Annotated in this window: 22 protein-coding genes; 9 read left to right on the top strand and 13 right to left on the bottom strand. The window is 41.4% G+C overall.

Annotated elements, in window-relative coordinates; all coding sequences use genetic code 11:
- Positions 1-127: 127 nt before the first annotated feature.
- Genes O9334_RS15745 through O9334_RS15735 form a run of 3 tightly spaced genes read right to left on the bottom strand, consistent with a single transcriptional unit; the run spans position 128 to position 1700 of the window.
- Entirely contained in the window at positions 128-463 is a 336-nt protein-coding gene (locus tag O9334_RS15745; RefSeq protein WP_288001040.1) for a hypothetical protein, read from the bottom strand.
- A complete protein-coding gene (locus tag O9334_RS15740; RefSeq protein ID WP_242017257.1) occupies positions 463-1425 on the bottom strand; it encodes a DUF2442 domain-containing protein in 963 nt (320 codons plus the stop codon). Before O9334_RS15740 ends, O9334_RS15745 begins: the two co-directional genes overlap by 1 nt.
- Positions 1426-1436: 11 nt before the next feature.
- The gene (locus tag O9334_RS15735; protein WP_238567766.1) at positions 1437-1700 is read right to left on the bottom strand and encodes a DUF4160 domain-containing protein; all 264 of its coding nucleotides are present in this window, start codon (positions 1698-1700) and stop codon (positions 1437-1439) included.
- A gap of 166 nt (positions 1701-1866) precedes the next feature.
- On the opposite strand from O9334_RS15735, the gene sppA reads away from it, so the two are divergent.
- Together sppA and aroH are read left to right on the top strand one after the other, a co-directional pair.
- On the top strand, positions 1867-2688 hold the full coding sequence (sppA, locus tag O9334_RS15730) for a signal peptide peptidase SppA (protein ID WP_045358082.1): 822 nt from the start codon (positions 1867-1869) through the stop codon (positions 2686-2688).
- Positions 2689-2756: 68 nt separating this feature from the next.
- Positions 2757-3158: a chorismate mutase gene (gene aroH, locus O9334_RS15725; protein WP_045358083.1), complete on the top strand. Its 402-nt coding sequence runs from the start codon at positions 2757-2759 to the stop codon at positions 3156-3158.
- 16 nt (positions 3159-3174) lie between these two features.
- Here the strand turns inward: aroH and O9334_RS15720 are convergent, their stop codons facing one another.
- The gene (locus O9334_RS15720; protein ID WP_288001035.1) at positions 3175-4068 is read right to left on the bottom strand and encodes an alpha/beta fold hydrolase; all 894 of its coding nucleotides are present in this window, start codon (positions 4066-4068) and stop codon (positions 3175-3177) included.
- A gap of 58 nt (positions 4069-4126) precedes the next feature.
- Between O9334_RS15720 and O9334_RS15715 the strand changes: the two genes are divergently transcribed.
- Complete coding sequence (locus O9334_RS15715) at positions 4127-4975, top strand: alpha/beta fold hydrolase (RefSeq protein ID WP_288001034.1); 849 nt, start codon at positions 4127-4129, stop codon at positions 4973-4975.
- A gap of 43 nt (positions 4976-5018) precedes the next feature.
- Here O9334_RS15715 and O9334_RS15710 read toward each other — a convergent pair whose 3' ends face one another.
- The 3 genes from O9334_RS15710 to accA form a co-directional block, all read right to left on the bottom strand.
- Positions 5019-6194, bottom strand: a complete 1176-nt coding sequence (locus tag O9334_RS15710; protein WP_190380205.1) for a lipid-A-disaccharide synthase-related protein — start codon at positions 6192-6194, stop codon at positions 5019-5021.
- 16 nt (positions 6195-6210) lie between these two features.
- The gene (locus O9334_RS15705; RefSeq protein WP_190380209.1) at positions 6211-6654 is read right to left on the bottom strand and encodes a cobalamin biosynthesis protein; all 444 of its coding nucleotides are present in this window, start codon (positions 6652-6654) and stop codon (positions 6211-6213) included.
- A gap of 81 nt (positions 6655-6735) precedes the next feature.
- Positions 6736-7725: an acetyl-CoA carboxylase carboxyl transferase subunit alpha gene (gene accA / locus O9334_RS15700; RefSeq protein ID WP_045358094.1), complete on the bottom strand. Its 990-nt coding sequence runs from the start codon at positions 7723-7725 to the stop codon at positions 6736-6738.
- Between the two features lie 174 nt (positions 7726-7899).
- Here accA and O9334_RS15695 point away from each other — a divergent pair, with 174 nt between their 5' ends.
- Positions 7900-8847 (top strand): fused MFS/spermidine synthase, encoded by a 948-nt coding sequence (locus tag O9334_RS15695; RefSeq protein WP_190380210.1) that lies wholly within the window; start codon positions 7900-7902, stop codon positions 8845-8847.
- A 111-nt stretch (positions 8848-8958) separates the two neighbouring features.
- Here the strand turns inward: O9334_RS15695 and recJ are convergent, their stop codons facing one another.
- The 5 genes from recJ to O9334_RS15670 form a co-directional block, all read right to left on the bottom strand.
- A complete protein-coding gene (gene recJ, locus O9334_RS15690; RefSeq protein WP_190380206.1) occupies positions 8959-11241 on the bottom strand; it encodes a single-stranded-DNA-specific exonuclease RecJ in 2283 nt (760 codons plus the stop codon).
- Between the two features lie 69 nt (positions 11242-11310).
- The gene (locus tag O9334_RS15685; RefSeq protein ID WP_287728089.1) at positions 11311-11565 is read right to left on the bottom strand and encodes a MoaD/ThiS family protein; all 255 of its coding nucleotides are present in this window, start codon (positions 11563-11565) and stop codon (positions 11311-11313) included.
- 19 nt (positions 11566-11584) lie between these two features.
- A complete protein-coding gene (gene sbcC / locus O9334_RS15680; protein ID WP_288001030.1) occupies positions 11585-14608 on the bottom strand; it encodes an exonuclease subunit SbcC in 3024 nt (1007 codons plus the stop codon).
- 225 nt (positions 14609-14833) lie between these two features.
- Entirely contained in the window at positions 14834-15283 is a 450-nt protein-coding gene (locus O9334_RS15675) for a type II toxin-antitoxin system VapC family toxin (protein WP_045358103.1), read from the bottom strand.
- On the bottom strand, positions 15283-15510 hold the full coding sequence (locus O9334_RS15670; protein ID WP_004163204.1) for a hypothetical protein: 228 nt from the start codon (positions 15508-15510) through the stop codon (positions 15283-15285). The genes O9334_RS15675 and O9334_RS15670 overlap by 1 nt, the downstream gene beginning before the upstream one ends.
- 209 nt (positions 15511-15719) lie before the next feature.
- On the opposite strand from O9334_RS15670, the gene O9334_RS15665 reads away from it, so the two are divergent.
- Positions 15720-16058, top strand: a complete 339-nt coding sequence (locus O9334_RS15665) for a rhodanese-like domain-containing protein (protein WP_045358107.1) — start codon at positions 15720-15722, stop codon at positions 16056-16058.
- 366 nt (positions 16059-16424) lie between these two features.
- On the top strand, positions 16425-17501 hold the full coding sequence (gene hrcA, locus O9334_RS15660) for a heat-inducible transcriptional repressor HrcA (protein WP_045358109.1): 1077 nt from the start codon (positions 16425-16427) through the stop codon (positions 17499-17501).
- On the opposite strand, the gene O9334_RS15655 is transcribed toward hrcA, so the two are convergent.
- Positions 17488-17781: a hypothetical protein gene (locus tag O9334_RS15655; RefSeq protein WP_002760270.1), complete on the bottom strand. Its 294-nt coding sequence runs from the start codon at positions 17779-17781 to the stop codon at positions 17488-17490. The two genes, hrcA and O9334_RS15655, sit on opposite strands and share 14 nt — an antisense overlap.
- Positions 17782-18308: 527 nt before the next feature.
- On the opposite strand from O9334_RS15655, the gene O9334_RS15650 reads away from it, so the two are divergent.
- The 3 genes from O9334_RS15650 to O9334_RS15640 all read left to right on the top strand — a co-directional run bounded on the left by O9334_RS15650 (position 18309) and on the right by O9334_RS15640 (position 22185).
- On the top strand, positions 18309-18905 hold the full coding sequence (locus tag O9334_RS15650) for a PEP-CTERM sorting domain-containing protein (RefSeq protein ID WP_288001026.1): 597 nt from the start codon (positions 18309-18311) through the stop codon (positions 18903-18905).
- A gap of 296 nt (positions 18906-19201) precedes the next feature.
- The gene (gene menA / locus O9334_RS15645; protein ID WP_288001024.1) at positions 19202-20110 is read left to right on the top strand and encodes a 2-carboxy-1,4-naphthoquinone phytyltransferase; all 909 of its coding nucleotides are present in this window, start codon (positions 19202-19204) and stop codon (positions 20108-20110) included.
- A 380-nt stretch (positions 20111-20490) separates the two neighbouring features.
- Positions 20491-22185 carry a helicase HerA domain-containing protein gene (locus tag O9334_RS15640; protein WP_288001022.1) on the top strand — a complete coding sequence of 565 codons (1695 nt, stop codon included), beginning with the start codon at positions 20491-20493 and terminating at the stop codon, positions 22183-22185.
- The last annotated feature ends 42 nt before the right edge of the window (positions 22186-22227 follow it).

Genomic DNA, 22227 nt, shown 5'->3' with positions numbered 1-22227 from the left:
GGCTTGTAAACAGGCCTGATAGAATGATGGTAACATATTGAAATTTTGGGTGGTTGTCTCAACCACTCTATTTCTTTTGGGTTCATTTGGCTAGAGTCTTTATCTTGATTACCTTTGAACCCCTTTGTCACCCCTTGAGGGCCAAACCACACTCTACTTCGATGGCTGATTCAATATCTGAATCGTATTGACGCGCATTCTGAAAAATAGTAGGTGAACCTTCACAGATATGAAATCTAGACTCCAGAAGATTAATCAATTTATCAGCATCTTTTGATGAACTCATACTGCTCAGGGTATAAACCCTTTGAACGCACGGCCTAGTTATATAAAAAATTATTTCTTGAGATTGATGGGGACTTTTAATAACCTCCCAAAGCTTCCTACCCGACTCACATGATTTATTACCTGTACGATTAAGCAATATTTCTGTGATTAAATCTTGGTCAATTAAAACTTTCATTAGTTACACTCCTCTCTACTGATATATTCGGAGTTAACTTTTTTTTCTATTACTTCAACAGGATTTTCAGTACCCATAAGTTTAAATAAATCATCTATTTCTGGGATATTTGGATGAGTAAAACTATCCAAATCTACTGAAGTATTATCGATTAACCCAGCAACAGCATCAAGATAATCATTAAGTTCCATTTTGTGAGCTTGGGCAAATAAATTAAGGGTTTCTACCTTTGTTCCTTCTCCCTGTTCAATGCGTCTCACTTGACGCTCGGATACTCCTATAATATCTGATTGTCGCAGTTGATGCTGTTTGCGTAAAGAGGCAATCGCTCGACCAAAAATCTGATCATGTTTTAATTTAATCGCTGCAAACTTTTGTTTTGCTACTGGTTCAATCACACTCAAAAAAGCCTCTATATCAAGATGAATGTCCACGACTGGCCAATGAATATAACTACCATCTTCTGCTATAATAAACTTCTCTCTTTCTTCTAGAGGAATACGCTGTAAAGCTGGCATAGATGCAAAGGGAATTTCTAGCTCATTGAGATCACAGCGACTGATTAATAAACTTTCCCCAATAACTAAAGCTGTGGCGATTAAATGCTCTTGCGCTCCCCAACTCCAAGCATTAATCACCCTTGTCGGTAAAATAAAATCTCGATAAACGAGGGTATTTCGCAGGGTGCGTAAATTGGCCCGTTTAAATAGTTGCGGCAAGCAGATAGAATCAATGTCTGCTCGGATAAAAAGACCTCGCAGATGATGTTTATCATTAGCATTTCTGGCAATATCTGTCACTGCTTTTAAACTGGTCAAAGAAGTACAAATAAAGATGTTTTTTAAGGAATCAATATTCTTTAAATCTGGTAAAGAAAGAATCTGCACAGATTGAAACTCTGGCAAGAAATTATAAATTTCTTTATCTTCAATTATAACAGTAATTTCTGGCTTGTTTAACATGATTAATTCCCCTAGGTACAGACTTTTACCTCCCATTCAATCAGGAGCGCAGAACGATTGGCTAAAACGTGGTCGAGTATTTGCTTTTTTTCCTTACTAGATATTTTGGCATTGGCGGGCCATTTCACCTGAAAATTTAGACCATTTTCTTGATTACAAAGTAAGAAAAAAACTCTAATTTCCCATTGGCCCGGTTTACGAACATGAAAATGAGGTGGCCAATGATCGTGAGAATTGAAAAACAGATCTAAGCCATCTAAATTAAAGGATTCCACCTTGCCCAAATGTTCACCTCGCCTACCTCAACTCTGGTCACTTAATGCTATTATACACTTAACCAGACATTTTGTCCTTAAATTCTGAAATATAATGTCTGCTTAACCTAGAACGATCAAAGCGTTAGATTAGAAAGAGTCCTTTTTTGAGAGATATTTAAACCTGATGGTCTGGCCTTTTAAACCGAAAACCCGCAAACAAATCGCTCGAATAGAAATTACAGGTGCAATTGCCTCCGATACCCGCAAAAGAGTCTTAAAAGCCCTAGAAATCGTCAAAGAAAGGCAATATCCCGCCCTACTTCTCCGCATTGACTCCCCCGGGGGAACCGTGGGGGATTCCCAAGAAATTTACGAAGCATTGAAGCGGTTACAAAAAACCACGAAAATAATCGCTAGTTTTGGCAATATTTCCGCCTCTGGCGGCGTTTATATCGGTATGGGGGCTAATTATATTATGGCTAACCCCGGCACGATTACCGGCTCGATCGGTGTTATCCTGAGAGGGAACAATCTGGAAAGATTGTTGGATAAGGTGGGAGTTTCGTTTAAAGTGATTAAATCGGGCCCTTATAAAGATATTCTCTCCTTCGATCGAGAATTAACTGATGAAGAAGAAAGAATTCTCCAGGATATGATCGATACCAGTTATCAGCAATTTCTGCAAACCGTCGCCAGAGGGAGAAATTTAGATGTCAATCAGGTGAAAAGTTTTGCCGATGGGCGCATTTTTACCGGTCAACAGGCGTTAGAATTAGGAGTGGTTGATCGCTTGGGAACCGAGGAAGATGCCCGACTTTGGGCGCTAGAATTGGCAGGATTACCCCCAGATAAAACTAAATGTCAGACTATCGAAGAACCGAAACCCCTCCTCAGTCGTCTGACGGGCAATCGTTCCCAAATACCCCCAGGATTACAAAAAACCCTACAGCGTCTAGAATTTGAATTAGAAGTTAACGGACAACTATTGTGGTTATACCGACCCTGATGACCAGATTAAAGTCGAGAAAAAGGGCGCGTTAACCCCTAAAATTGACTCATCAGGATTAGCGGAGGATGACAATCGTGCAGTGGAAGGTTCGAGCCATTCGGGGAGCAACGACAGTAACGGCTAATACTATTGAAGCTATACGAGAAGCAGTAACAGAACTCCTCGAAGCGATCGAAATCCACAATAGTCTCGATCCCGATGATATTGTTAGTGTTATCTTTACGGCAACTCAGGATTTAGACGTGATTTTCCCCGCCGCTATCGCTCGCGAACGTCCCCATTGGCAAAATGTCCCCCTCCTCGATGTGCAACAGATGCAGGTCGCTGGTAGTCTCGACAAGTGTATTCGCGTAATTCTCCACGTTAATACTCCCAAACTACAAGGGGAAATGCAGCACGTCTATCTCCGGGGGGCGAAAAATCTTCGCCCCGATTGGCAGATTTCTCCAGTAACTATTAATCGCTAAAATCTTCGATAACTGACTAAATCCCCATTTCCGACAGCCAACTCAAAATTAATTGATTAACTTTTTCGGGATGTTCATCGTGGGGACAGTGACCAGCTTTGGCAATCGGATAAAATTGGGTATTATTTCCCATTTTGGTTCTTTCTTGGTAAATTACCGAACCGGCGATCGGTGTCCAAGGGTCATCCTCTCCCCAGAGTACCAATAAAGGGCGATCGATTGGCGGTAATAATTCCTGGGGAGATGGTCCGGGGGGTGCTGTCAACACCGATGCAAACACTCCCCACGCACCCGCATCACAGGAGGGTTGATAGAGAATTTCGACTAATTCCTCGGTAATCGCGGTATGGTCGCGATAAACTTGTTTTAAGGTGTTACGGATGCGATTTTTTTGCCTTACCTGTTCAAAAATAAACTTTCCTGTCACGGGAGAACTAACTAAACCGGTAAAGGCAGCCATGATTAAACGCAGCGGAAAATTTAATTCTTCGGGACGATGGTTTAATCCTCCAGCACAGTTGATAATTACTCCTCCGGCAGTGATTTCGGGAGATTCTGCCATCAGCATTAAGGTAATCAGTCCCCCGATAGAATTACCGATAAATACCGTCGGTTTTGCGATTTTTTCCCGCCAAAAGTCTTGTATTTGCCGCTGCCAAAGGTTGAGACTATAATCTAAAGCGGGCTTATCCGCACCCCCAAATCCCAAAAGATCTAGGGCATAGACTTGATAGCCATTTTCCGCTAAAACGGGGATATTTTTGCGCCAATGACCGATAGATGCGCCAAAACCGTGAATTAATACTAGGGGTTGTCCTTCTCCCCGCACAGTGTAGGGGATGGTGTGACCTTGCCATGTCCAAGACAATTGTTCTAAGCTAGTGGCAGTGAGCGGCGATTGTAGTGCCATTGTATGAAGTTTTATTAAGTGATATTTAAATTATAGAGTAAAAATCAGCCGAGAATTTATGCCACAACGCCGGACTTTTACCAATAACTCGATGGCAATTTCCTATTTACAATGGAGCGATCGAGGTAGGCCTCTATTATTATTGCACGGCATGGCGGATCATGCTTTGGTTTGGTCAAGTTTGGGCGATTATTTAAGCTCAAATTATCAAGTTATTGCCCCAGATTTGCGGGGACATGGGGAAAGCGATAAACCGGCAACTGGTTATCACTTTCAGGATTATATCGGCGATTTAAGGGCTTTAATTAATCATTTAGGTTGGAGGCAAGCACATATTTTAGGTCATTCTTGGAGTGCTAAAATAGCGGCAATTTGGGCAACTCAACAGCCGGAAGTATTTAAGAGTTTAATTTTAGTCGATCCCTTTTTTATCGATAAAATGCCTAGTTGGATGAGGATAACTTTTCCAATTCTCTATCAAGTTTTGCCCTTTTTAAAGATTACTCGCTCCTTTGATAGTTATCAGAGCATAGAAGCGATCGCTAGTCAATTAAAACAATATAAAGGTTGGTCAAATTTACAGCAAGAGGTGTTTAAAAATGCCATCGAACAAAAAGCTGATGGCAGTTGGAGCAGTAAATTTACTTTATCGGCACGCGAGGAAATTTTTGAGGATGTCATGGGGTTTGCTGGATTAACTAAAACTTTAGATATTCCCAGTTTATTAATCCTTCCCCAACAGGGATTAAATCGCACTGCTTGGCAAATTCAATCCTATAAAAAGTATTTAACGTCTCTAGAAATTAAAAAGATACCAGGTAATCATTGGGCATTTTTAGGGGAACCTGAAACTTTTAATCAAGCAGTAGGGGAATTTTTATCTGTTCAGAAAAATGACGATGTTTAATGAAAAGGTAATTGAGTTAATTTTAAGCTGCATTATGCGCTCGCTAACACCCTAAGTTCATATAAATTTCTTCGGCAATATTCCTGCTACCTCCAGACTCTCCCACTCTAATTTTGCCATTCTCTAAACATCTGTGTAAATAACGAGAATCTGCCAAAATATCGATAATTTTAACCGCAGCATTTTTAAATAAATTTACCTCCGTGGGTTTCTTTCCAATAGTTATCACCGATTCCCCTAATAAGCGCATTTGTGCCTCAGCAAAAGGGTAGGTAAATTGGGGACCAAATCCGGGTATTTGTAGGACGGGTTTTCCTAATCCTACCGCTTGTTCTACTGCTGTCCCTGCCATGGCTAAACAAGCGTCACAATGGTGTAGAATATCGGCAAAAGCATCACGATAACAGCACACCTTAGCCTCATTTTTCTCTAATTTTCCCGCTCCTAAATAATGCCATCCCTCTTGTTTAGCTAAATTTTCTAAGTCGGTTTCTCTGATGCTAGGAACGATAGCAGCCCGAAACTGCATCGGTTTAATTTTAACTATTTCCTCACAGACTTGTAACTGTAAAGCTAAATTACTTAAAGCTTCGGGTAAACGACTCCCCGCTAATAAAGCAATCATGGGAATTTGACTATCCAATTCTAAATCTTTACCCGTTGGTGTTAAGACATCCATAATCGGATAACCAGCAAAAATCGCTTTTTTAATACCCCGATTTTGTAGATCTGTTGCTGTATATTTATCCCTAGTGAAAACCCTCAAACACTTGTCTGATCTCAAACATAATTCTGTCAGTAAAGGTAATTTAATTGTACCTTCGTAATAACTGGAAGTAGAAACAATAAAAGCCACAAAAGGACGACTGGTTAAGCGAGCGATCGCAATCGGTACGATATCCCCCACTGCTATCAATAAATCACAATCCTTGCTAACTTTAAAAGCTGCCTGAATTTGTTTAATAGTTAGACCGATTAATCCCGCCCCAATATCCTTAATCCAATTAAAAGGATTGGTATAAATAATTCCCCCCGAGGGCATAGTGGCAGTGGGGGCAATAATAGGTACTGGCAATTTTTGATAAGCTTTTCCCTCTCCCACTAAAGGCAAAGCAGCTATAGATAATTGGGGCTGAATTTTTTGTAATTCCCCCAGAATTAAACTAGCATTTAAATCCTCGCCATGACCATTACTAAGAAATAAAACCTGTTTAAGCATTGATTTGTTAGCCTCTCTATTCCCTTGCTGCCAAAGAAACCGCCACCGTCACCGATTTTGCTTCTATTTGCTTGCTGACTAGCAAAGTCCCGCCCATTTTTAAAGCGGCAGCTTCGGCGACGCTAGGGGTTCCCCCTTCCTTGTTGACAATAGCCGAGGGATTGGGGACCTTAATATCTCTCAACTCCTGGGCAGTAAAAGTTTTTAGGGGCAATCCTTTCTCTTGACAGTAGGCAATTAAACCCCGTTCATCAGCTTTGATGTCAAGGGTGGCGATACCGGCAATAGCGGCTAAAGAGAGGTGATAACGCTCAAAAACAGCCCTAATTGCCCTATCTATGACTGCTTTCTCCGTGCCACGGATGCAACCTATGCCTAGCCATAATACTCGTCCATGCCATTGCACTTTTGCTGGGGAAGGAGCCGTTTCATCTGGTTTGTCCTTGAACCTGCCATCAATATTATAGCTTTGTGGGTGCAACCCTCAAACTTAAGCTGAAGCCTAGCAAATCTACAAAAGAAACTGATCACTGCTGACTGATTAAGCTGTAGCTTCTAAAAATACGCCTAAATTGCGGAATTTTTGATAACGAGATTCGCGCCGTTGTTGGGGAGTTAACAAAGATAAAGCCTCTAAATTTTCACTAATAGTGGCTTTTAAATTGGCTGCCGCTTTAATCGGATCAGCATGGGCCCCTCTGGAGGGTTCAGGAACGATCTGATCGATAATATTTAACTCTTTTAAATCTTTTGAGGTAATTTTGAGGGCAACTGCCGCTTTATCGGATTTTTTGGCATCTTTCCAGAGAATGGCGGCACAAGCTTCGGGAGTCGCCACGGTATAGACAGAATGCTCTAACATTAACAGGCGATCGCCGACCCCAATGCCCAAAGCACCGCCGGAACCACCTTCACCAATAACAGTACAAATGATCGGCACATCTAAACGGAACATTTCCCGAAGATTATAGGCGATCGCTTCTCCTTGACCTAATTTTTCCGCTTCCACCCCCGCCCAGGCGCCGGGGGTGTCAATAAAGGTTAAAATTGGCTGATTAAACTGATGGGCGTGTTCCATTAAACGCATGGCTTTACGATAACCGCCGGGGGCAGCCATGCCGAAATTTCTAGCCACATTATCCTTAGTATCCCGGCCTTTTTGATGTCCGATAATCACCACGGGACGACCGTTAAAACGGGCAACACCACCCACAAGGGCGGGATCGTCGTAACCACCGCGATCACCGTGTAACTCGAACCATTCATCGGTGATGGCTTGAATATAATCTAGGGTACTGGGGCGCCGGGGATGACGGGCTAATTGTAGCCTTTGGGAAGGGGTGAGATTGCTAAAAATTTCACGACGTAATTGATTAGCTCGTTCGTCTAGTTGACTAATTTGTTCCGAGACATCCACGCTATTTTCTTGGGCTAATTCTTTAATCTGTTCGATGCGGGATTCTAATTCGTAGAGGGGTTTCTCAAAATCTAGGAGAAAAATCTTTTTCTCGGTAGTCTCGTTTTTAGTCATAGGTTAGTGGCTAGAAGTTTACTTGGAGCTAATCTTTTCTAGCTTACCGTTTTTCAGCGATCGATTATCGGCAGCTTCGGGATTACCCGGAGATAATTTCAGGTTATCGATCGAATTTTGTCAATTGTTGTATAATGATGGATCGTGCCTTTTTCACCCCAAGGAGGATTAGTTATGGCAGGAAGTGAACTAAAAGCGGATCTATGGGTTAACGAATATATTACCCCCTGGGACATTTATAGTCATGGGGTTTCGCGGATTTTAGCCTACAAAAAAACCGCTTTTCAGGAGATGTATATTGTTGAATCGGGGGCCTATGGAAAAGCCTTGGTACTGGATGGGAAATGGCAATCTTGTACGGGGGATGAATTTATTTATCATGAAGCATTAGTGCAACCGGCAATGATTGCCCACCAAGAAGCAAAAACTGCTTTAATTCTGGGAGGTGGTGAAGGTGCGACAACGCGGGAGTTATTGCGTTGGAAAACAATCGAAAAAGTGATGATGATCGATATCGATGGGGATGTGGTGGCAGCTTGTAAGGAACATCTTCCCGAAATGCACCAAGGCACTTTTGATGATCCTCGTTTTCAGTTAGTTGTGGCCGATGCTTTAGAAGTTTTAGACACTACTAACGATAAATGGGATATTATTATCTCCGATCTGGTTGATCCCATCGAAGAGGGTCCTTCTTTCCCCCTATTCACGAAAGAATACTTTGAAAAACTACAAAGAGTTTTGGCCGAAAATGGCATTGTTGTTGTCCAATCTGGCCCAGTTTCTCCTCCTTCGGTGATGTATCATGCGCGTTTGGTGAATACTTTAAAAGCAGTTTTTCCCTACGTTCATTCCTATTGCGCTCCTACTCCTAGTTATGGTTCCCCTTGGGGTTTTACTCTCTGTGCTAATCATCCTTTAAATACTCGTCCCGATCCGGAAGTGGTGGATGAATTAATCACCGATACAACTACGGGAGGATTACGTTTAATTGATGGCATGAGTTTACTAGGAATGTTACAAACTCCTCTCTATATTCGTCAAGCAATCGCACAAAATACGGAAGTTTATACCCTGGCGAAACCTCCGAAATTCTTCGGTCAAGGAGTAATCAGTAATCAGTAATCAGTAATCAGTAATCAGTAATCAGTTATCAGTTATCAGTTATCAGTTATCAGTTATCAGTTATCAGTTATCAGTTATCAGTTATCAGCTATCAGTAAATAAGGGTTATAACTAGAAATCGATCGAGTCTTCATGATTGAGAATTGCTTGCAGTATTTCTAGGGGAACAGTAGCAAAGTATTGCTGGAGAAAGTTCTCTAGGGCCACCGCTTCTAGAAATTGCTCAATCTTATTAATTTTCGCCTCATGATTGACTAATTCAAAGGATAAATTTTCTTGATTTTTCTTGACTTTAAAGCCATTTTCTGCTAGGGAAATTAATCCTAATTCTAGGGTATGATAACTGAGGTTTAAGCGGTTTTGTAATTGTTGACGGGAAATACTGGTTTTAGTTCTAGCTAAATATTTCCCGATCCCAACAAGGTTTATCCATGGGGTGTGAGCGGATTTTTTTAAAGGACTAGCATAGGCAAGAACTAACTTTTTATCGCGTAAAATTGCCTGTTGATATTCCCGGGAAAGTTTTGTCCAATCCCGGGGACATTCCCAGAGAAAAAGGGGATTTAATTTGCTAACTTCTTGACTAATTTCTCGATGGCGATTGTCGATTAAAAAATCTTTTTTATTGCTATAGGTTAGGGATTCTTGTTGATAGGGTTGCAGGGCAATTAAGCGCACTTCATAGCGATTTTTGTAGGTATTAAAATCTAATTCAACTACGGCATCATAACGGGTATCGGCAGCAATTTCATCTTTGTGATGACCCCACCACATACCGGGGAAACCCTGCTCGATTGAACTATCCCAGATCTCAAAAGTTGTCCGGGGATAAGCGATTTTTCTGCCTTTGAAATCTTCAAGATTTTTATGCCAAAGATTGTGAAAATAACAATTTTGAATTAATAGCTTCGGTGTCGGATTACCCATCCCGCAGGGTTCCAGTAATTTTAATTCTCTAAATAGACTTTTTCCCAATTGGGAAACCGTCACCACCGCATCCACTTCTATCTGGGAAGAAAGGGAAGTTAAATCAATTCCTGTGCGTCGCAATTGTTGATTAATTCCCTCAATAAATAGGGGTAAATTTTCTATGGTTAAACTTAAACCTGCGGCCAAAGGATGACCACCAAAACGATGTAAAAGATGGGATTGAGAGGATACTAATTGATAAAGATCGATCTCGCGAATTGACCGAGCGGAACCCTTAGCAAAAGGTGGTTCACTGGTACTTAATAAAATTGTCGGTCGCTGGTATTCTTGGGCAATTTTTCCCGCAACTAATCCTAAAATTCCCGCCATCCATTGGGGATCATCTAAAATAATTACATTAGTGGTGGAAAGATCAATTCTTTCTAGTTTTTTCTGAACTTGTTTAATAATATCCCGTTGGATTTCTTGGCGACGAATATTGGCTAATTCCGCTTGTTCAGCTAATTCTTGACAACGTTTTTCATCTTCACTGGTAAGTAATTCCACACAAAATCTGGCATCGCCATAAATGCGACTGACGGCATTAATGCGCGGTCCAATACCGAAGGATATATCCATCGGTCTATCTCCGGTTTTGTTACATAAATCGAGTAATTTTTTAACTCCTAAACGCTGAGTATTTTGCAGTTTTTGCATACCTTTTTGAGCTAAATAACGACATTCTCCCGTCAATTTGACTAAATCGGCAATTAAACCAATCGCAACTAAATCCAGTAAATTTTCTAGGGGTTTTCTGGGAATATCTGCCAGGGTTAAATACATCGCTTCCACTAATTTATAAGCAACGGCAACCCCAGAAAGATGATAGAAAGGATGGGTTTCCACAAAGTAGCGGGGATTAATCAGGGCAATCACCTCGGGGCGCTCGTCGGGTAGGGTATGATGATCGGTGATGATAATATCGATGCCTAAACTTTTTGCATAGTCAATTTCGGCGATATTCGTGCTTCCCGTGTCACAGGTGACGATTAAACTGGTTCCTTGACGCGCTAGTTTCTCGATACCAGGAGAATTGAGGCCGTGGGATTCTTTTTGGCGATCGGGTATGTAATAATCTAACTGTTGATCAGCTGGGAAAAACTGTCCCAATCCTTCCCAGAGGACACTGGTAGCGGTGACACCATCGGCATCGAAATCACCCCAAATAGTCACTTTTTCACCTTTATTTAGGGCTTTTTCCAGTCTTTTGACGGCGAAGTTCATTTCTTGCCCAAAATCAAAGGGAGTTTTTGACTGATAAGCTTTCTCATCCAGAAACGTCCGCAGAGTCACCACATCCCGGACACCGCGATGCCATAATATTTGTGCCACGACGCTGCCATTCGACTCTGGGGTGTAGTCTTGGACTATTTTTAAAAACTCTTGGGGAAGCTCTACCGATGGGGGAATTTGCCAGTTAGACACGGGATATCAAGGAAAAAGTAAAAAGGAAAAAAGGTGACAGTCAACTTTTGTGATTTTCCCTATCTCCATTTAGCCACCACTAACGGGGGGAATTAAAACTATCTCATCGCCATTTTTGAGGATTTTCTCTCCCGAAACAAACTGAAGATTAACTCCAAAACGAGTAACATCCCGCCATCTTTCTAATTGAGGATAGGGGGCTATAATATAGTTTAACACTGCTGCCACGGAAGTGTGGGCAGGAAATTCGAGGTTTAATTGTGAAGTTTGATAGACTTCTTGATAAATAGCAAATAGTTTTACTGTGATCGTAATCTTTTCCATCTTTACATCAATATTTTTCCTAGGATAATAACATTAATTGAGAACCCTGTTCGGTTTTGCGGACTTCGATGCGATGTTGAAAAGCTTCTTTAAATTGAGGCATATGAGTTACCGTCAAAATACAGGCAAAATCGGCGGATATAGCGTTAATTGCCGCAATTAAGCGCTCGCATCCCTCCGCATCCTGAGTTCCGAATCCCTCGTCAACAATGAGCATTTGTAGGGCTGTTCCGGCTCTTTGTGCCAATAATCTCGCTAAAGCTAATCGAATCGAGAAATTAATCCGAAAAGCTTCCCCTCCTGAATAGGTTTCGTAGGGACGGGATCCCCGGGTATCACCAATAATAATATCTAAAGTATCGATTGACTTTTGTTGCTGTTTCTTAGTACCTTTACCGCTTTTTTGGGTTAAAAAATGCACATGAAATTGATTACCAGTTAAGCGAGCTAAAATATGATTAGTTTGTGCTTCTAACTCTGGTAAAACATTCTCAATCATCAGAGTTTGTAAACCATTTTTTCCGAAAGCTAGGGCTAACTCTTTATAAACTCTATATTGTTTTTTAACTTTAGCTAAATCCCTCTCTTTTTCTATCAGTTGTTTACCTAAAGTTTCCAGTTGATGTAACTTCTCCTCAACCCGACCTTTTTGGGAGAGCAATCCATCAATTATCTGTCTTCGCTGTTGAATATTAGTCGATAATGCGGCTATTTCTTGGCGATAGTCAGTCAAAGTACCAATCTTTTGACTAATATTTGCTAACTCCTGATTCAGCTTCTGGCGATCCTCATTTCGCAGCTGTAATCTTTGCTCAATGTCAGCGATTTTAGCGGCTATTTCTGGATAATTTTTTTCCGCTTGTTGCCAGTCTTGATACTGTAATCTTACTCCCTGTAATTGTCGGATCAGATTTTGAATATTCTGATGTTCACTGCGATCATAATTTAAGTTTTGAATAAGCTTTTCTAAGCGTTCAATTTCCTGTTTAATTGGGGAATTTTGACCTAGTTCTTGCTTCTCTTTTTCTATTCTAGCTAGTTGATTAATTAAATTAGGTTTCTCAGCCTTGATATTAGCTAAACGACGGTTTGCTTGCTTAAGTTCTGATTCTTGAATTTCTGCCCAACGCCATCTTTTTTCTTCTCCTCTGACTAAAGCATGACTTTGTTCATCATAGTTTAAGAAGGCAATTTCTTGATTGACAATTTGCAATTCTTGCTGTAATTCTAGGGCATAATTGCCACTGCTTAAAAGTGCTTCTAACTCCGCAAGTATCTCCTCGGTTTTCTCTAGTTCTATTTCCTTTTCTTCAATAGTTTCTAACTTGACTTCTAACTGCACATATTTTTGTTGTAGATTCGATCTTACTGGCAATTCTTGTTTAATTTGGGCTAATTCCTCGCGTAAACGTTTTAAATCTCGATCGCAGTCTGCCATCCCTTCCTGTAGAGACCAAATTTGCTCTTGAATTTGTTCTTGATGTTGATGGGTTTTCCTGATTACTTGATCACGGTGATGACTGTCTAAATTCTGTTCACACAAAGGACAAACCGAATCGGGAATATTTAATTTTTCCAATTTATCAGTTAACTCTAAAAGTTGTTCTTCATATCTTTTCTGTTGATCTAATAAACTTTTTTTATCCACTTGTTTAAGAGTTTCCTTTTCTTCAACTCGTTCACAATAGGTTTGTTTTTTATCTAGTTCCTTAATTCGTTTGGCTAAATTGAGAGCTTCCTCTCTTAGTAGAGGAATACGACCAATTTCTGTCTCTAATTGTTGCCGATTTCTTTGCAGTTGTTCCCGACGAGCATTGATGCCAGCTTTTTCCCGTTCCAACTGCATATTTAGATCAGCTTTTCGGCTATTTAAAGGAGCATATTTTAAAGCTAATCTATCCAATTCCTGAAGACGTTGACGATGATAATTTAACTTCTCTAATCCTGCTTGAATATCCACCGCTTGCTCGATAATTTTTTGAGTTTCTTGTTCCTGTCTTCCCAATTCTTCTAAACGAGCGCTCGTTTGCTGGATGGGAAGGGTAAATTCGTTAATTTTTTGCTGTAATTTCTGTTCTAATTGTTGTTTATCATACTGGGCCTGTTGCCAAGCTTGCAATTGACTTGACAAACTGGCCTCTTTCTGGTCTAAATTGATTAGGCGCTCGTGGGCGGCAATGATTTCATTTTTGCGATGAAGAATAGTCCTTATTTGATTTAATTGATTGTCTAGACTAACTTTTTCCCGGTCTAATCTCTCGATTTCTGCTAATAAAGCTCGCTCCTGTTCTCTTTGCCACTGCCGCTGTTTTTCCCAATTCTGACGCTGATTTTCTTCCCCTTGTAGTTGCTGTAAACGCCGATTATTTACCTCTTGTTCTTGATTAATTTGGTCAATTTGGGTGTTTAACTCTTGCAGCTGCTCCCGATAAGAATTTTTCTCCTGAAGACGGAGTTTGATACTTTCTACCTGCTGCTCGATCTGGAGGGACTGTCCATCAAATTGTTTCGATATATCCTTGGCTTTATTTGCTAAAATTTCATAGCGATCAAGTTGCAATAATTCTGCTAAAATCTGTTTACGACCACTGGGAGGCTGTTTCATAAACTCGTCCGCTTGTCCCTGCCGTAAATAAGCAGAATTAATGAAAGTTTTATGGTCTATTTTTAGATAAGTATTAATCTGTGCTTGGGTATCTTTAATACTTTTGCCCGATAAAGGACGAAAACTTTGATCACTAATCACCTGAAAATCTAAACCAGAAGCTTTCCCTCCCCGGTGACGACTACGGATAATTTTATAGATTTCTCCCCCATAACTAAACTCGAAATCTACCCGCGCATAATCGCTGCCCGCATGAATCACATCATCAGCAATCGAGGTGCGACTTTCTCCCCAAATTGCCCAAGTAATTGCTTCGAGTAAAGAGGATTTTCCCGCACCATTGGCACCACAAATACAGGCAGTATGTAATCCGCGAAAATCCAGCACTGCCTCACGATAACTGAGAAAATTTTTTAGGGTTAATTGTAGGGGAATCATAAGCTGGGGAGTGGGGAAGTGGGGGAGTGGGGGGAGAATACAGTACAACTTAGAAATTAATCAGAGGATAAAAAACCGAGGACAAGATAGCTTCAGCGCAATACCTATCGGTGAATCTATTCGGTATCAATAACTCTCTCCTACAATAACCTCTAATCAAAGCTTAACTGAAATCCAGCCGGGGGCAAATGCGCTTTTTTCTGTTCCCCAGAATTCCCCTCACCATTAGGGATTAAGTAAGTCTTGCGGCTGAAGGATGATGATATTAGGAAGGGGAACAAAGTCATCAGGATTAAAGGTTAATAAATGAGTGATACTATGAGCTTTCATAACAGCCAGAAGCCTAATATCGTGAGTCCTTTTTCCCTTGATGTTATAGTCAGTGACTAATTGAAACCAAAGGGTAAATATCTCTGGCGTTTCTTCGAGGACAGTGAATCTGGTTAGAAATTGATTGATTTGATTTTTAGTTCTTTCAGGAGTCCAGCCTAACCCATTAACCTCAGTAGGACGGGTGGCAACTACCCAAAACTCAATGATAATTTGTGAGGTCAAGCAGCATTTATGTCCTTGCTCTATTAAGATATAGGTCGCATCTCTTGCTAAGGCATAATTAGCGGAAATTCGGTCACTCAGCCTCAGTAAAATATTAGTATCAAATAGATATTTAGCCATTAGTCATAGATAGTTTCACGCCCTAAGGCTTCATCGGGTAATCCGGGGGTATCCTTGGGTTGACTTTCCAGAAATTTTAGCCAATCTTCTGCTTTTTCTTGGGAGGTCATCTCTTCAATTTTTGGCGAAGTTATCTGAGTTAGAAATTGGCTGAAGTTTAAGACTTCTTGTTGCTTTTCTAAAGGAAGTTTTCGCAAGTTTTCGATAACGGCTTGTTCAATATTCATCAAAATTCAGCTTGTCGATTAATCGGCGTACTAAAAAGCATCAATCTCTTCAATACCTGCCGTTTCCCCATTATATCACCCCCCCGCTCTGGCACTGACCAAATCCCCCCACTTGGCTGCGATATTATTCCTACGCAAGTCCCTAACCGCTCGGAGTCGCCCGATTTGCTAATCTAAAGGAAAGATAACCGATTCTTAAGACCAAATCTATGAGCATTCCCGAAATTAGCGTCCATGAACTCGCTCTCCGTTTAGCCGATCATGATCCTAATTTACAACTTATTGATGTGCGCGAACCAGAGGAAGTTGCGATCGCATCTGTGGCCAGTTTTACCATTTTACCCTTGAGTCAATACCGAGAATGGTCGCCCACTATTGCCACCCAATTCAACCCCCAAGCGGAAACCCTCGTTATCTGTCACCATGGCATGAGATCCCTGCAAATGTGCCAATGGCTACAAAGTCAGGGTTTTACTAATGTTAAAAATATTAACGGCGGCATCGATGCTTATTCCCTTCTCGTCGATCCTAATATTCCCCGCTACTAATTTTCATGGCCCCCATCGGGAAAAAAGAGGGGTAAACCATCCCCTTTCTCCCCATTGATTACGGTTCCTCGGTTTGTCTTATGCAATGGACGGGGTTATAAGGAATGAAACCCTTATAGAGACAGACATTGCTGCTATTTTTGTCAATTGTTTTCGATCTAGAGCGAACTAATCAATTAAATCTCTTGTCAGGTAAGGATTTAGTCGATTTATGCCCCCCGATCGAACCATACCAAGTAACGAAGAACCTTGATTACTGACTACTGATAACTGATAGCTGATAACTGATAACTGATAACTGATAACTGAATAAGCGTTATACTGTCTAAAAAAATGTTATAAATCTTTTGTTAAGATTATTCCCCTATGTCCGCTAGAACCCATCTCAGCGATCGCTATCAACAGATCTTAAAGGCGACAATCCAACATTATATCGCCACGGCCGAACCGGTTGGCTCGAAAACTCTACTCGATGAGTACAAGTTTACTGTTAGTTCCGCCACGATTCGCAATGCTCTCGGTAAACTGGAAAAAGAAGGTTTACTCTATCAACCCCACACTTCCTCCGGACGCATTCCCTCCGATTGGGGTTATCGTCTCTACGTCGATGAGTTAATGACTCCCGATGACCGTATCGGCGAAAAAATCGGCTATTATCTGCATCAAAAGGCTAAATCTCCCGCTTGGAGTCTCGAAAGTCTGCTACAACGGGCCACCCAACTTTTAGCCGGTTTAAGCGGTTATATCGCTATCGTTACCCTCCCCCACACCCTCACCAATACCCTGCGTCATCTGCAATTAGTCCCCGTCTCGGGCCGGCAGATCATGTTAATTATTGTTACAGATAGTTTACAAACACGCTCGGTTATGATAGAGATTCCTGAGTCTATGGAAACGGACAAGAAGGATGGATTAGCAGAAGAATTACAAATCCTCTCTAATTTTCTGGGGGAAAAATTAAAAGGTTATTGCTTGGCAGATTTAATTAACCTCGATTGGCAGCAAATCGAGCGAGAATTTGCCCGTTATACCCATTTTCTCCAACAATTAAGCCAAGAAATCAGCGCTAGTCTCCAATCCACTGCCACCCCGGAGATTATCGTCCATGGTGTCGCTGAAGTCATTCGACAGCCAGAATTCGCCCAATGGCAACAAGTACAAATGTTACTGCATCTATTGGAAGCAGAACAGGATCGCCTTTTACCCCTGATTTTACAAAGACCAGAACCAGAAAAATCAGCTAAAAAAGTCAAAATCACCATTGGTTCCGAAAGTACTCTGGAATCCATGCGCCCTTGTACTCTTATCTCCGCTTTTTATAAACAGGGAGATACTCCCGTCGGTAGTGTTGGCATTATCGGACCGACGCGAATGTTATACGAAAATACCATTCCCCTAGTGGAATCCACCGCTAACTATCTCAGCGAGACTATAAGTAAGTAGATATCCCCCGCAAAGGTTCGGGAATAGGACAATCGACAGTAAACTCTAAAATTGTCTCACCATCCCCCAAATAGCCAGAATTGGCAAAACAGAGCAACATCCGCACCAGCGCCACCCACACCTCGGCATCGAACTCCCAATCCTGTCCCCGACGCGCTCCACAGGCGATCGATTTTAGCGCCCAAAAATAACTATTTCTCACCACTGAACCGCCTTTTTTATAAACAGGTACATCCTCATGGTGAATATAAAGAATATCATCTTTAGCGATCGCTCTCATCGGTGGCCGGGAAAGTTGCAGGAATTTTCAGCTGACTGTCCTAGATAATAACATCTTTAGCGATCGCTTGAGTCGCTCCAGAAAACCCACCCTAATCATAAATTTATATGAAGATATTTGGCTTGTTCTCGGCTGAGATGAAAGATTATGTCAAGTTTTCCTAAAATGTACCAAACAGTCTTGACAAACTGAAGTTTTCTCCAATAGGGCTTTTTCATGGGATGGGATAGATTAATTCCTATCCCCAGTCCAGGGTTTTGATAATATTCACTTATGAATGGCTCACTTTAAAATCAGCTTTTTTCGGGGATATACGCAGGTAAATTGTTTTATGTCAAGAAAAATTTCCAAAAATCTCCTTGACAAAACCAAAAGCTGGCAATTAAAATGCTCGATCAACATCAACAGTGATAGTATGTATTGCTTATTTTTTTTCTGCCGATGTTAATTTTCTGCCGATGTTGCCCTAAACCTTTTGAACTCAGGCAATTTGCTTAATTTATCCCCTTATTAGACAAGGAAAAATCATGAGAAGCCATCAAGTTGCAGTTTTATTATCCACCTTCGCCACCGTTGCCCTAGTTGCCCCCGCAGTCCAAGCGGCAACCCTTGTTACCTCCCTACCGATTCAATTCGTGAACGTTACAGGTGGTTTTACTTCCCCCTCTACCCCTCCCGGTACTTCCGATCCCATCAATGGGATTAGTGCCACCATTAATGGCATTGGCAGTGGTAGCACTATCCCCTTTAATCCCACCACCGGCGGTGCAATTCTAGGTAATTTCGTCGCCGCTAATGTTCTATTTAATTACACTGCTGGCGACCCCCTCACCTTCGATTTATTATCTAACGGTAGTTCTGTCTTTACTGACACTTTCTCTATCACTGGCAACTATAACATTGACCTGACTTCCGTTGTTCCAGGTGTTGCTAATACAAATCTCGTGGTTCAGTTCAGCGTCCTCTCTGGTACTGGTACAACCGGAATTAATGGCGTTAAATTAGAAATCACCACCAAAACACCTGAACCCGGAACTATGACCGCTATCGGTTTATTAGGTCTGGGTTTAGCCGGTGCCGCTACTCGTCGTCAACTGCCAGAAAAAGCCAAAACCAAAGTCTAAATCATCTAAAATTTCGGTTTGACACTAAAACGAGGTGTGTCGGGTTGGGTGCATCTCAATTTTGAAGAACTATCTAGGGCTTGCTGAATAAATCTAAAAACCTTGTTGGATAATATCTTTAGTCCTTTTTGAAATCAAAAAGTGCCAGCCATTGGAGTTATCGGGGGGAAATTCAGGGACTTTTTCCCTGAAAATATGGGTAAAACCCGACACCCCCCAGCCCCCCCGATGTCGGGGGGGTTGGGGGGCCACACCCTATCCCTAGGAAAAACTTTTTCAGCAAACCCTATTTAACTATGACCAGCGATACTGTCACCACTCCCTCGCCCCAAAAACTTTGGTTAGCAGCCCTTAAACCACCAATGTATAGTGTGGCGATTATACCGATTATTCTGGGAACAGCGATCGCTTATCAGGAAACAGGTCGATTTTCTCTGCCGATTTTTGCCACTTTTATCCTCTCAGCTATTTTAATTCTCGCTTGGTTAAATCTCAGTAATGATGTTTTTGATGCCGATACCGGGATCGATGTCAATAAAGCCCATTCGATCGTTAATTTAACCGGCAATAAATCTTTAATTTTCTGGCTGAGTAATCTTTTTCTATTAGTGGGTATTGCTGGTATTTTTGCTATTAGTTATTGGCGAGGCGATTGGATGATCCTAGAATTAATCGCCCTCTGCTGTTTTTTGGGCTATACCTATCAAGGACCGCCCTTCCGTCTCGGTTATCAAGGATTAGGTGAAATTATCTGTTTCTTTACTTTTGGACCCTTGGCGATTGCCGCCGCCTACTATTCCCAAGTCGGTGCTTTTTCTCTCTCTAGTCTAGCGGCTTCAATTATTATCGGGATTACCACTTCTATCATCCTTTTTTGTTCCCATTTCCATCAAGTCGCCGATGATCTCAAAGCGGGTAAAAAATCACCTATTGCCCGTTTAGGTACTTTAAAAGGTTCTAGAGTTTTAACGGTGGTGACGGTTCTCGTTTACGTTTTAACGGTAGTTTTTGTCCTGCTGCAGGTTTATCCCCCTCTCACCCTTTTAATTTTTCTTAGTCTCCCTTTCGCTTGGCAATTAGTCCACCACGTTAACCAAAATCATGACCAACCTCAGCTAGTCAGTAACTGCAAGTTTATAGCGGTTAATCTTCACTTTTTTAGTGGCCTTCTCTTCTCCCTTGGTTATTTCCTTGCTTCCCGTTGATCAACCCGATTTTTTTTCTTAAACCCCTTGACAAAACCCCGCCACTTGACCTATACTTATATTCATAATGGGAATCCGTGCCTGCCTGCAAACCCCTCATTTTTAGGCAGGATAGACCGAAAAAAAATTAACCGACTTGAATCAGTTATCAGTTATCAGTTATCAGTTATCAGATTTGAGTTTTAAGTGTGCAGTATGTATTAAGTGGGAAGTATTAAATACGGCGGATTCAGCCTTAGTCTGGTACATCTTCCAGTTTCCTACTGTCTTTTTACTGTTTACTGATCACTGATTACTGATTACTGTACCCGATCGAGTTTGCACTGATTAACGGAAAAGTGACAGAATAGGGGGATAGATCGCCACAAATCAAGGTTAGCATGAGTGAACAACCCCTCGGATCGGTTATTCAAGGTTCCCTGAGTGAAGGTTTAGAAATCCGTCTTTATCCGGATATTTCCGTCGAAGATATGCGCGTCGGTAAGTTTTTGGTTGTGCAAGGCACTCGCTCGCGTTTTTTCTGTCTCCTCACCGATGTCTCCCTGGGTAACTCCAGTCCCCGGATTATCGCTAACCCTCCCCATCCCGATGATAGTTTTATGCGCGATGTTTTGGCGGGTAGCGGCACTTATGGTACAATTGAACTATCACCTATGCTCATGTTTACTCCGACGGGAGGTAATTCCCCCGCAGTTTCCGACAGTTCTTTAGCCTCTTTTCAACCCCAAACTAGCGCCGATTTAGAATTACTGCCAGTCAAAACTATTCCCGCCCATTTTAGCCAAGTTTATGAAGCTTGTGAGCAGGATTTTCGCATGGTTTTCGGTTGGGAAGATGATCCCACCAGAAAGAATTTTGCTATTGGTCAACCCCTTGACATGGACGTGCCAATATGTATTAATCTCGATCGCTTTGTCGAACGTAGTAACGGTGTTTTTGGCAAATCCGGGACGGGAAAATCCTTTTTAACCAGGCTGTTAATTTCGGGTATTATTCGCAAACAAGCAGGGGTTAACCTCATGTTTGATATGCACTCGGAATACGGTTGGGAAGCGATGAAAGAAGGGAAGGAGGTTTCTACGGTGAAAGGATTATGTCAATTATTCCCTGGACAGGTAGAAATTTATACCCTCGATCCCGATTCTACCAAACGCCGGGGAGTACGAGGAGCGCAGGAATTATTCTTAAGTTATAATCAGATTGAAATCGAAGATATTCGTTTAATCGGTCGGGAATTAGGCATCTCGGAAGCTAGTTTAGATAATGCCAATATTCTCTATAACGAGTATGGAGAATCTTGGATTACTCAGTTATTAAATATGAGTAACGAGGATATTAAAATCTTCTGTACGGAAAAACAGGGCCATGCGGGATCAATCATGTCCCTCCAGAGAAAATTAATGCGTCTAGATAGTTTGAAATATTTAAAAAGTTCTTGTCCCCACAATTATATCGATCAGGTTTTGCAAGCTTTAGATGCGGGTAAGCACGTTGTCATCGAATTTGGCTCCCAAAGTAATATGCTTTCCTATATGTTAGCCACCAATATGATCACCCGTCGGATTCATGCTAATTATGTTAAAAAAGCTGAATATTTTTTACAAACTAAAAACCCCGTCGATCGGCCGCAACAGTTAGTGATTACCATTGAAGAAGCTCACCGATTTTTAGATGCTGCCGTGGTGCATCAAACTATTTTTGGAACTATTGCCAGGGAGATGCGAAAATACTTTGTTACTCTCCTAATTGTCGATCAAAGACCTTCAGGAATTGATAACGAAGTCATGTCTCAGGTAGGAACAAGAATCACCTGTTTATTAAACGATGAAAAGGACATCGAAGCTATATTTACTGGGGTTTCTGGAGGGGGAAGTTTGCGATCAGTTTTAGCGAAATTAGACTCAAAACAACAGGCTTTAGTTTTAGGTCATGCGGTTCCTATGCCGGTAGTAATTCGTACTCGCGCCTACGATCAAAAATTCTATGCTGAAATAGGTGCGACCGACTGGCGAGAATTACCCGATGAGGAAGTATTAGCGGCGGCCAAAATTGCCAAAGCCGATCTAGGATTTTAGAAAAATTAATTTTTGATTGTAGAATAGAGTTGGATTGTTTTT

This window comes from Microcystis sp. LE19-8.1F (assembly GCF_027531715.1).
Lineage (GTDB): Bacteria > Cyanobacteriota > Cyanobacteriia > Cyanobacteriales > Microcystaceae > Microcystis > Microcystis wesenbergii_A.
The sequence above is the reverse complement of the archived record's forward strand: the minus strand, read 5'-3'. Positions and strand labels throughout refer to the sequence as shown.

Bases quoted from the DNA above. Each gene is read 5' to 3' on its own strand.
- O9334_RS15740 (WP_242017257.1), bottom strand. From the start codon at position 1,425: ATGTTAAACAAGCCAGAAATTACTGTTATAATTGAAGATAAAGAAATT.
- O9334_RS15640 (WP_288001022.1), top strand. From the start codon at position 20,491: ATGAGTGAACAACCCCTCGGATCGGTTATTCAAGGTTCCCTGAGTGAA.
- sbcC (WP_288001030.1), bottom strand. From the start codon at position 14,608: ATGATTCCCCTACAATTAACCCTAAAAAATTTTCTCAGTTATCGTGAG.
- O9334_RS15655 (WP_002760270.1), bottom strand. From the start codon at position 17,781: ATGAGAGCGATCGCTAAAGATGATATTCTTTATATTCACCATGAGGAT.
- menA (WP_288001024.1), top strand. From the start codon at position 19,202: ATGACCAGCGATACTGTCACCACTCCCTCGCCCCAAAAACTTTGGTTA.
- sppA (WP_045358082.1), top strand. From the start codon at position 1,867: ATGGTCTGGCCTTTTAAACCGAAAACCCGCAAACAAATCGCTCGAATA.
- O9334_RS15670 (WP_004163204.1), bottom strand. From the start codon at position 15,510: ATGAATATTGAACAAGCCGTTATCGAAAACTTGCGAAAACTTCCTTTA.
- O9334_RS15710 (WP_190380205.1), bottom strand. From the start codon at position 6,194: ATGCTTAAACAGGTTTTATTTCTTAGTAATGGTCATGGCGAGGATTTA.
- O9334_RS15720 (WP_288001035.1), bottom strand. From the start codon at position 4,068: ATGGCACTACAATCGCCGCTCACTGCCACTAGCTTAGAACAATTGTCT.
- O9334_RS15695 (WP_190380210.1), top strand. From the start codon at position 7,900: ATGGCAGGAAGTGAACTAAAAGCGGATCTATGGGTTAACGAATATATT.
- hrcA (WP_045358109.1), top strand. From the start codon at position 16,425: ATGTCCGCTAGAACCCATCTCAGCGATCGCTATCAACAGATCTTAAAG.
- O9334_RS15715 (WP_288001034.1), top strand. From the start codon at position 4,127: ATGCCACAACGCCGGACTTTTACCAATAACTCGATGGCAATTTCCTAT.
- O9334_RS15650 (WP_288001026.1), top strand. From the start codon at position 18,309: ATGAGAAGCCATCAAGTTGCAGTTTTATTATCCACCTTCGCCACCGTT.
- O9334_RS15665 (WP_045358107.1), top strand. From the start codon at position 15,720: ATGAGCATTCCCGAAATTAGCGTCCATGAACTCGCTCTCCGTTTAGCC.
- accA (WP_045358094.1), bottom strand. From the start codon at position 7,725: ATGACTAAAAACGAGACTACCGAGAAAAAGATTTTTCTCCTAGATTTT.
- O9334_RS15685 (WP_287728089.1), bottom strand. From the start codon at position 11,565: ATGGAAAAGATTACGATCACAGTAAAACTATTTGCTATTTATCAAGAA.
- O9334_RS15745 (WP_288001040.1), bottom strand. From the start codon at position 463: ATGAAAGTTTTAATTGACCAAGATTTAATCACAGAAATATTGCTTAAT.
- O9334_RS15675 (WP_045358103.1), bottom strand. From the start codon at position 15,283: ATGGCTAAATATCTATTTGATACTAATATTTTACTGAGGCTGAGTGAC.
- aroH (WP_045358083.1), top strand. From the start codon at position 2,757: ATGACAATCGTGCAGTGGAAGGTTCGAGCCATTCGGGGAGCAACGACA.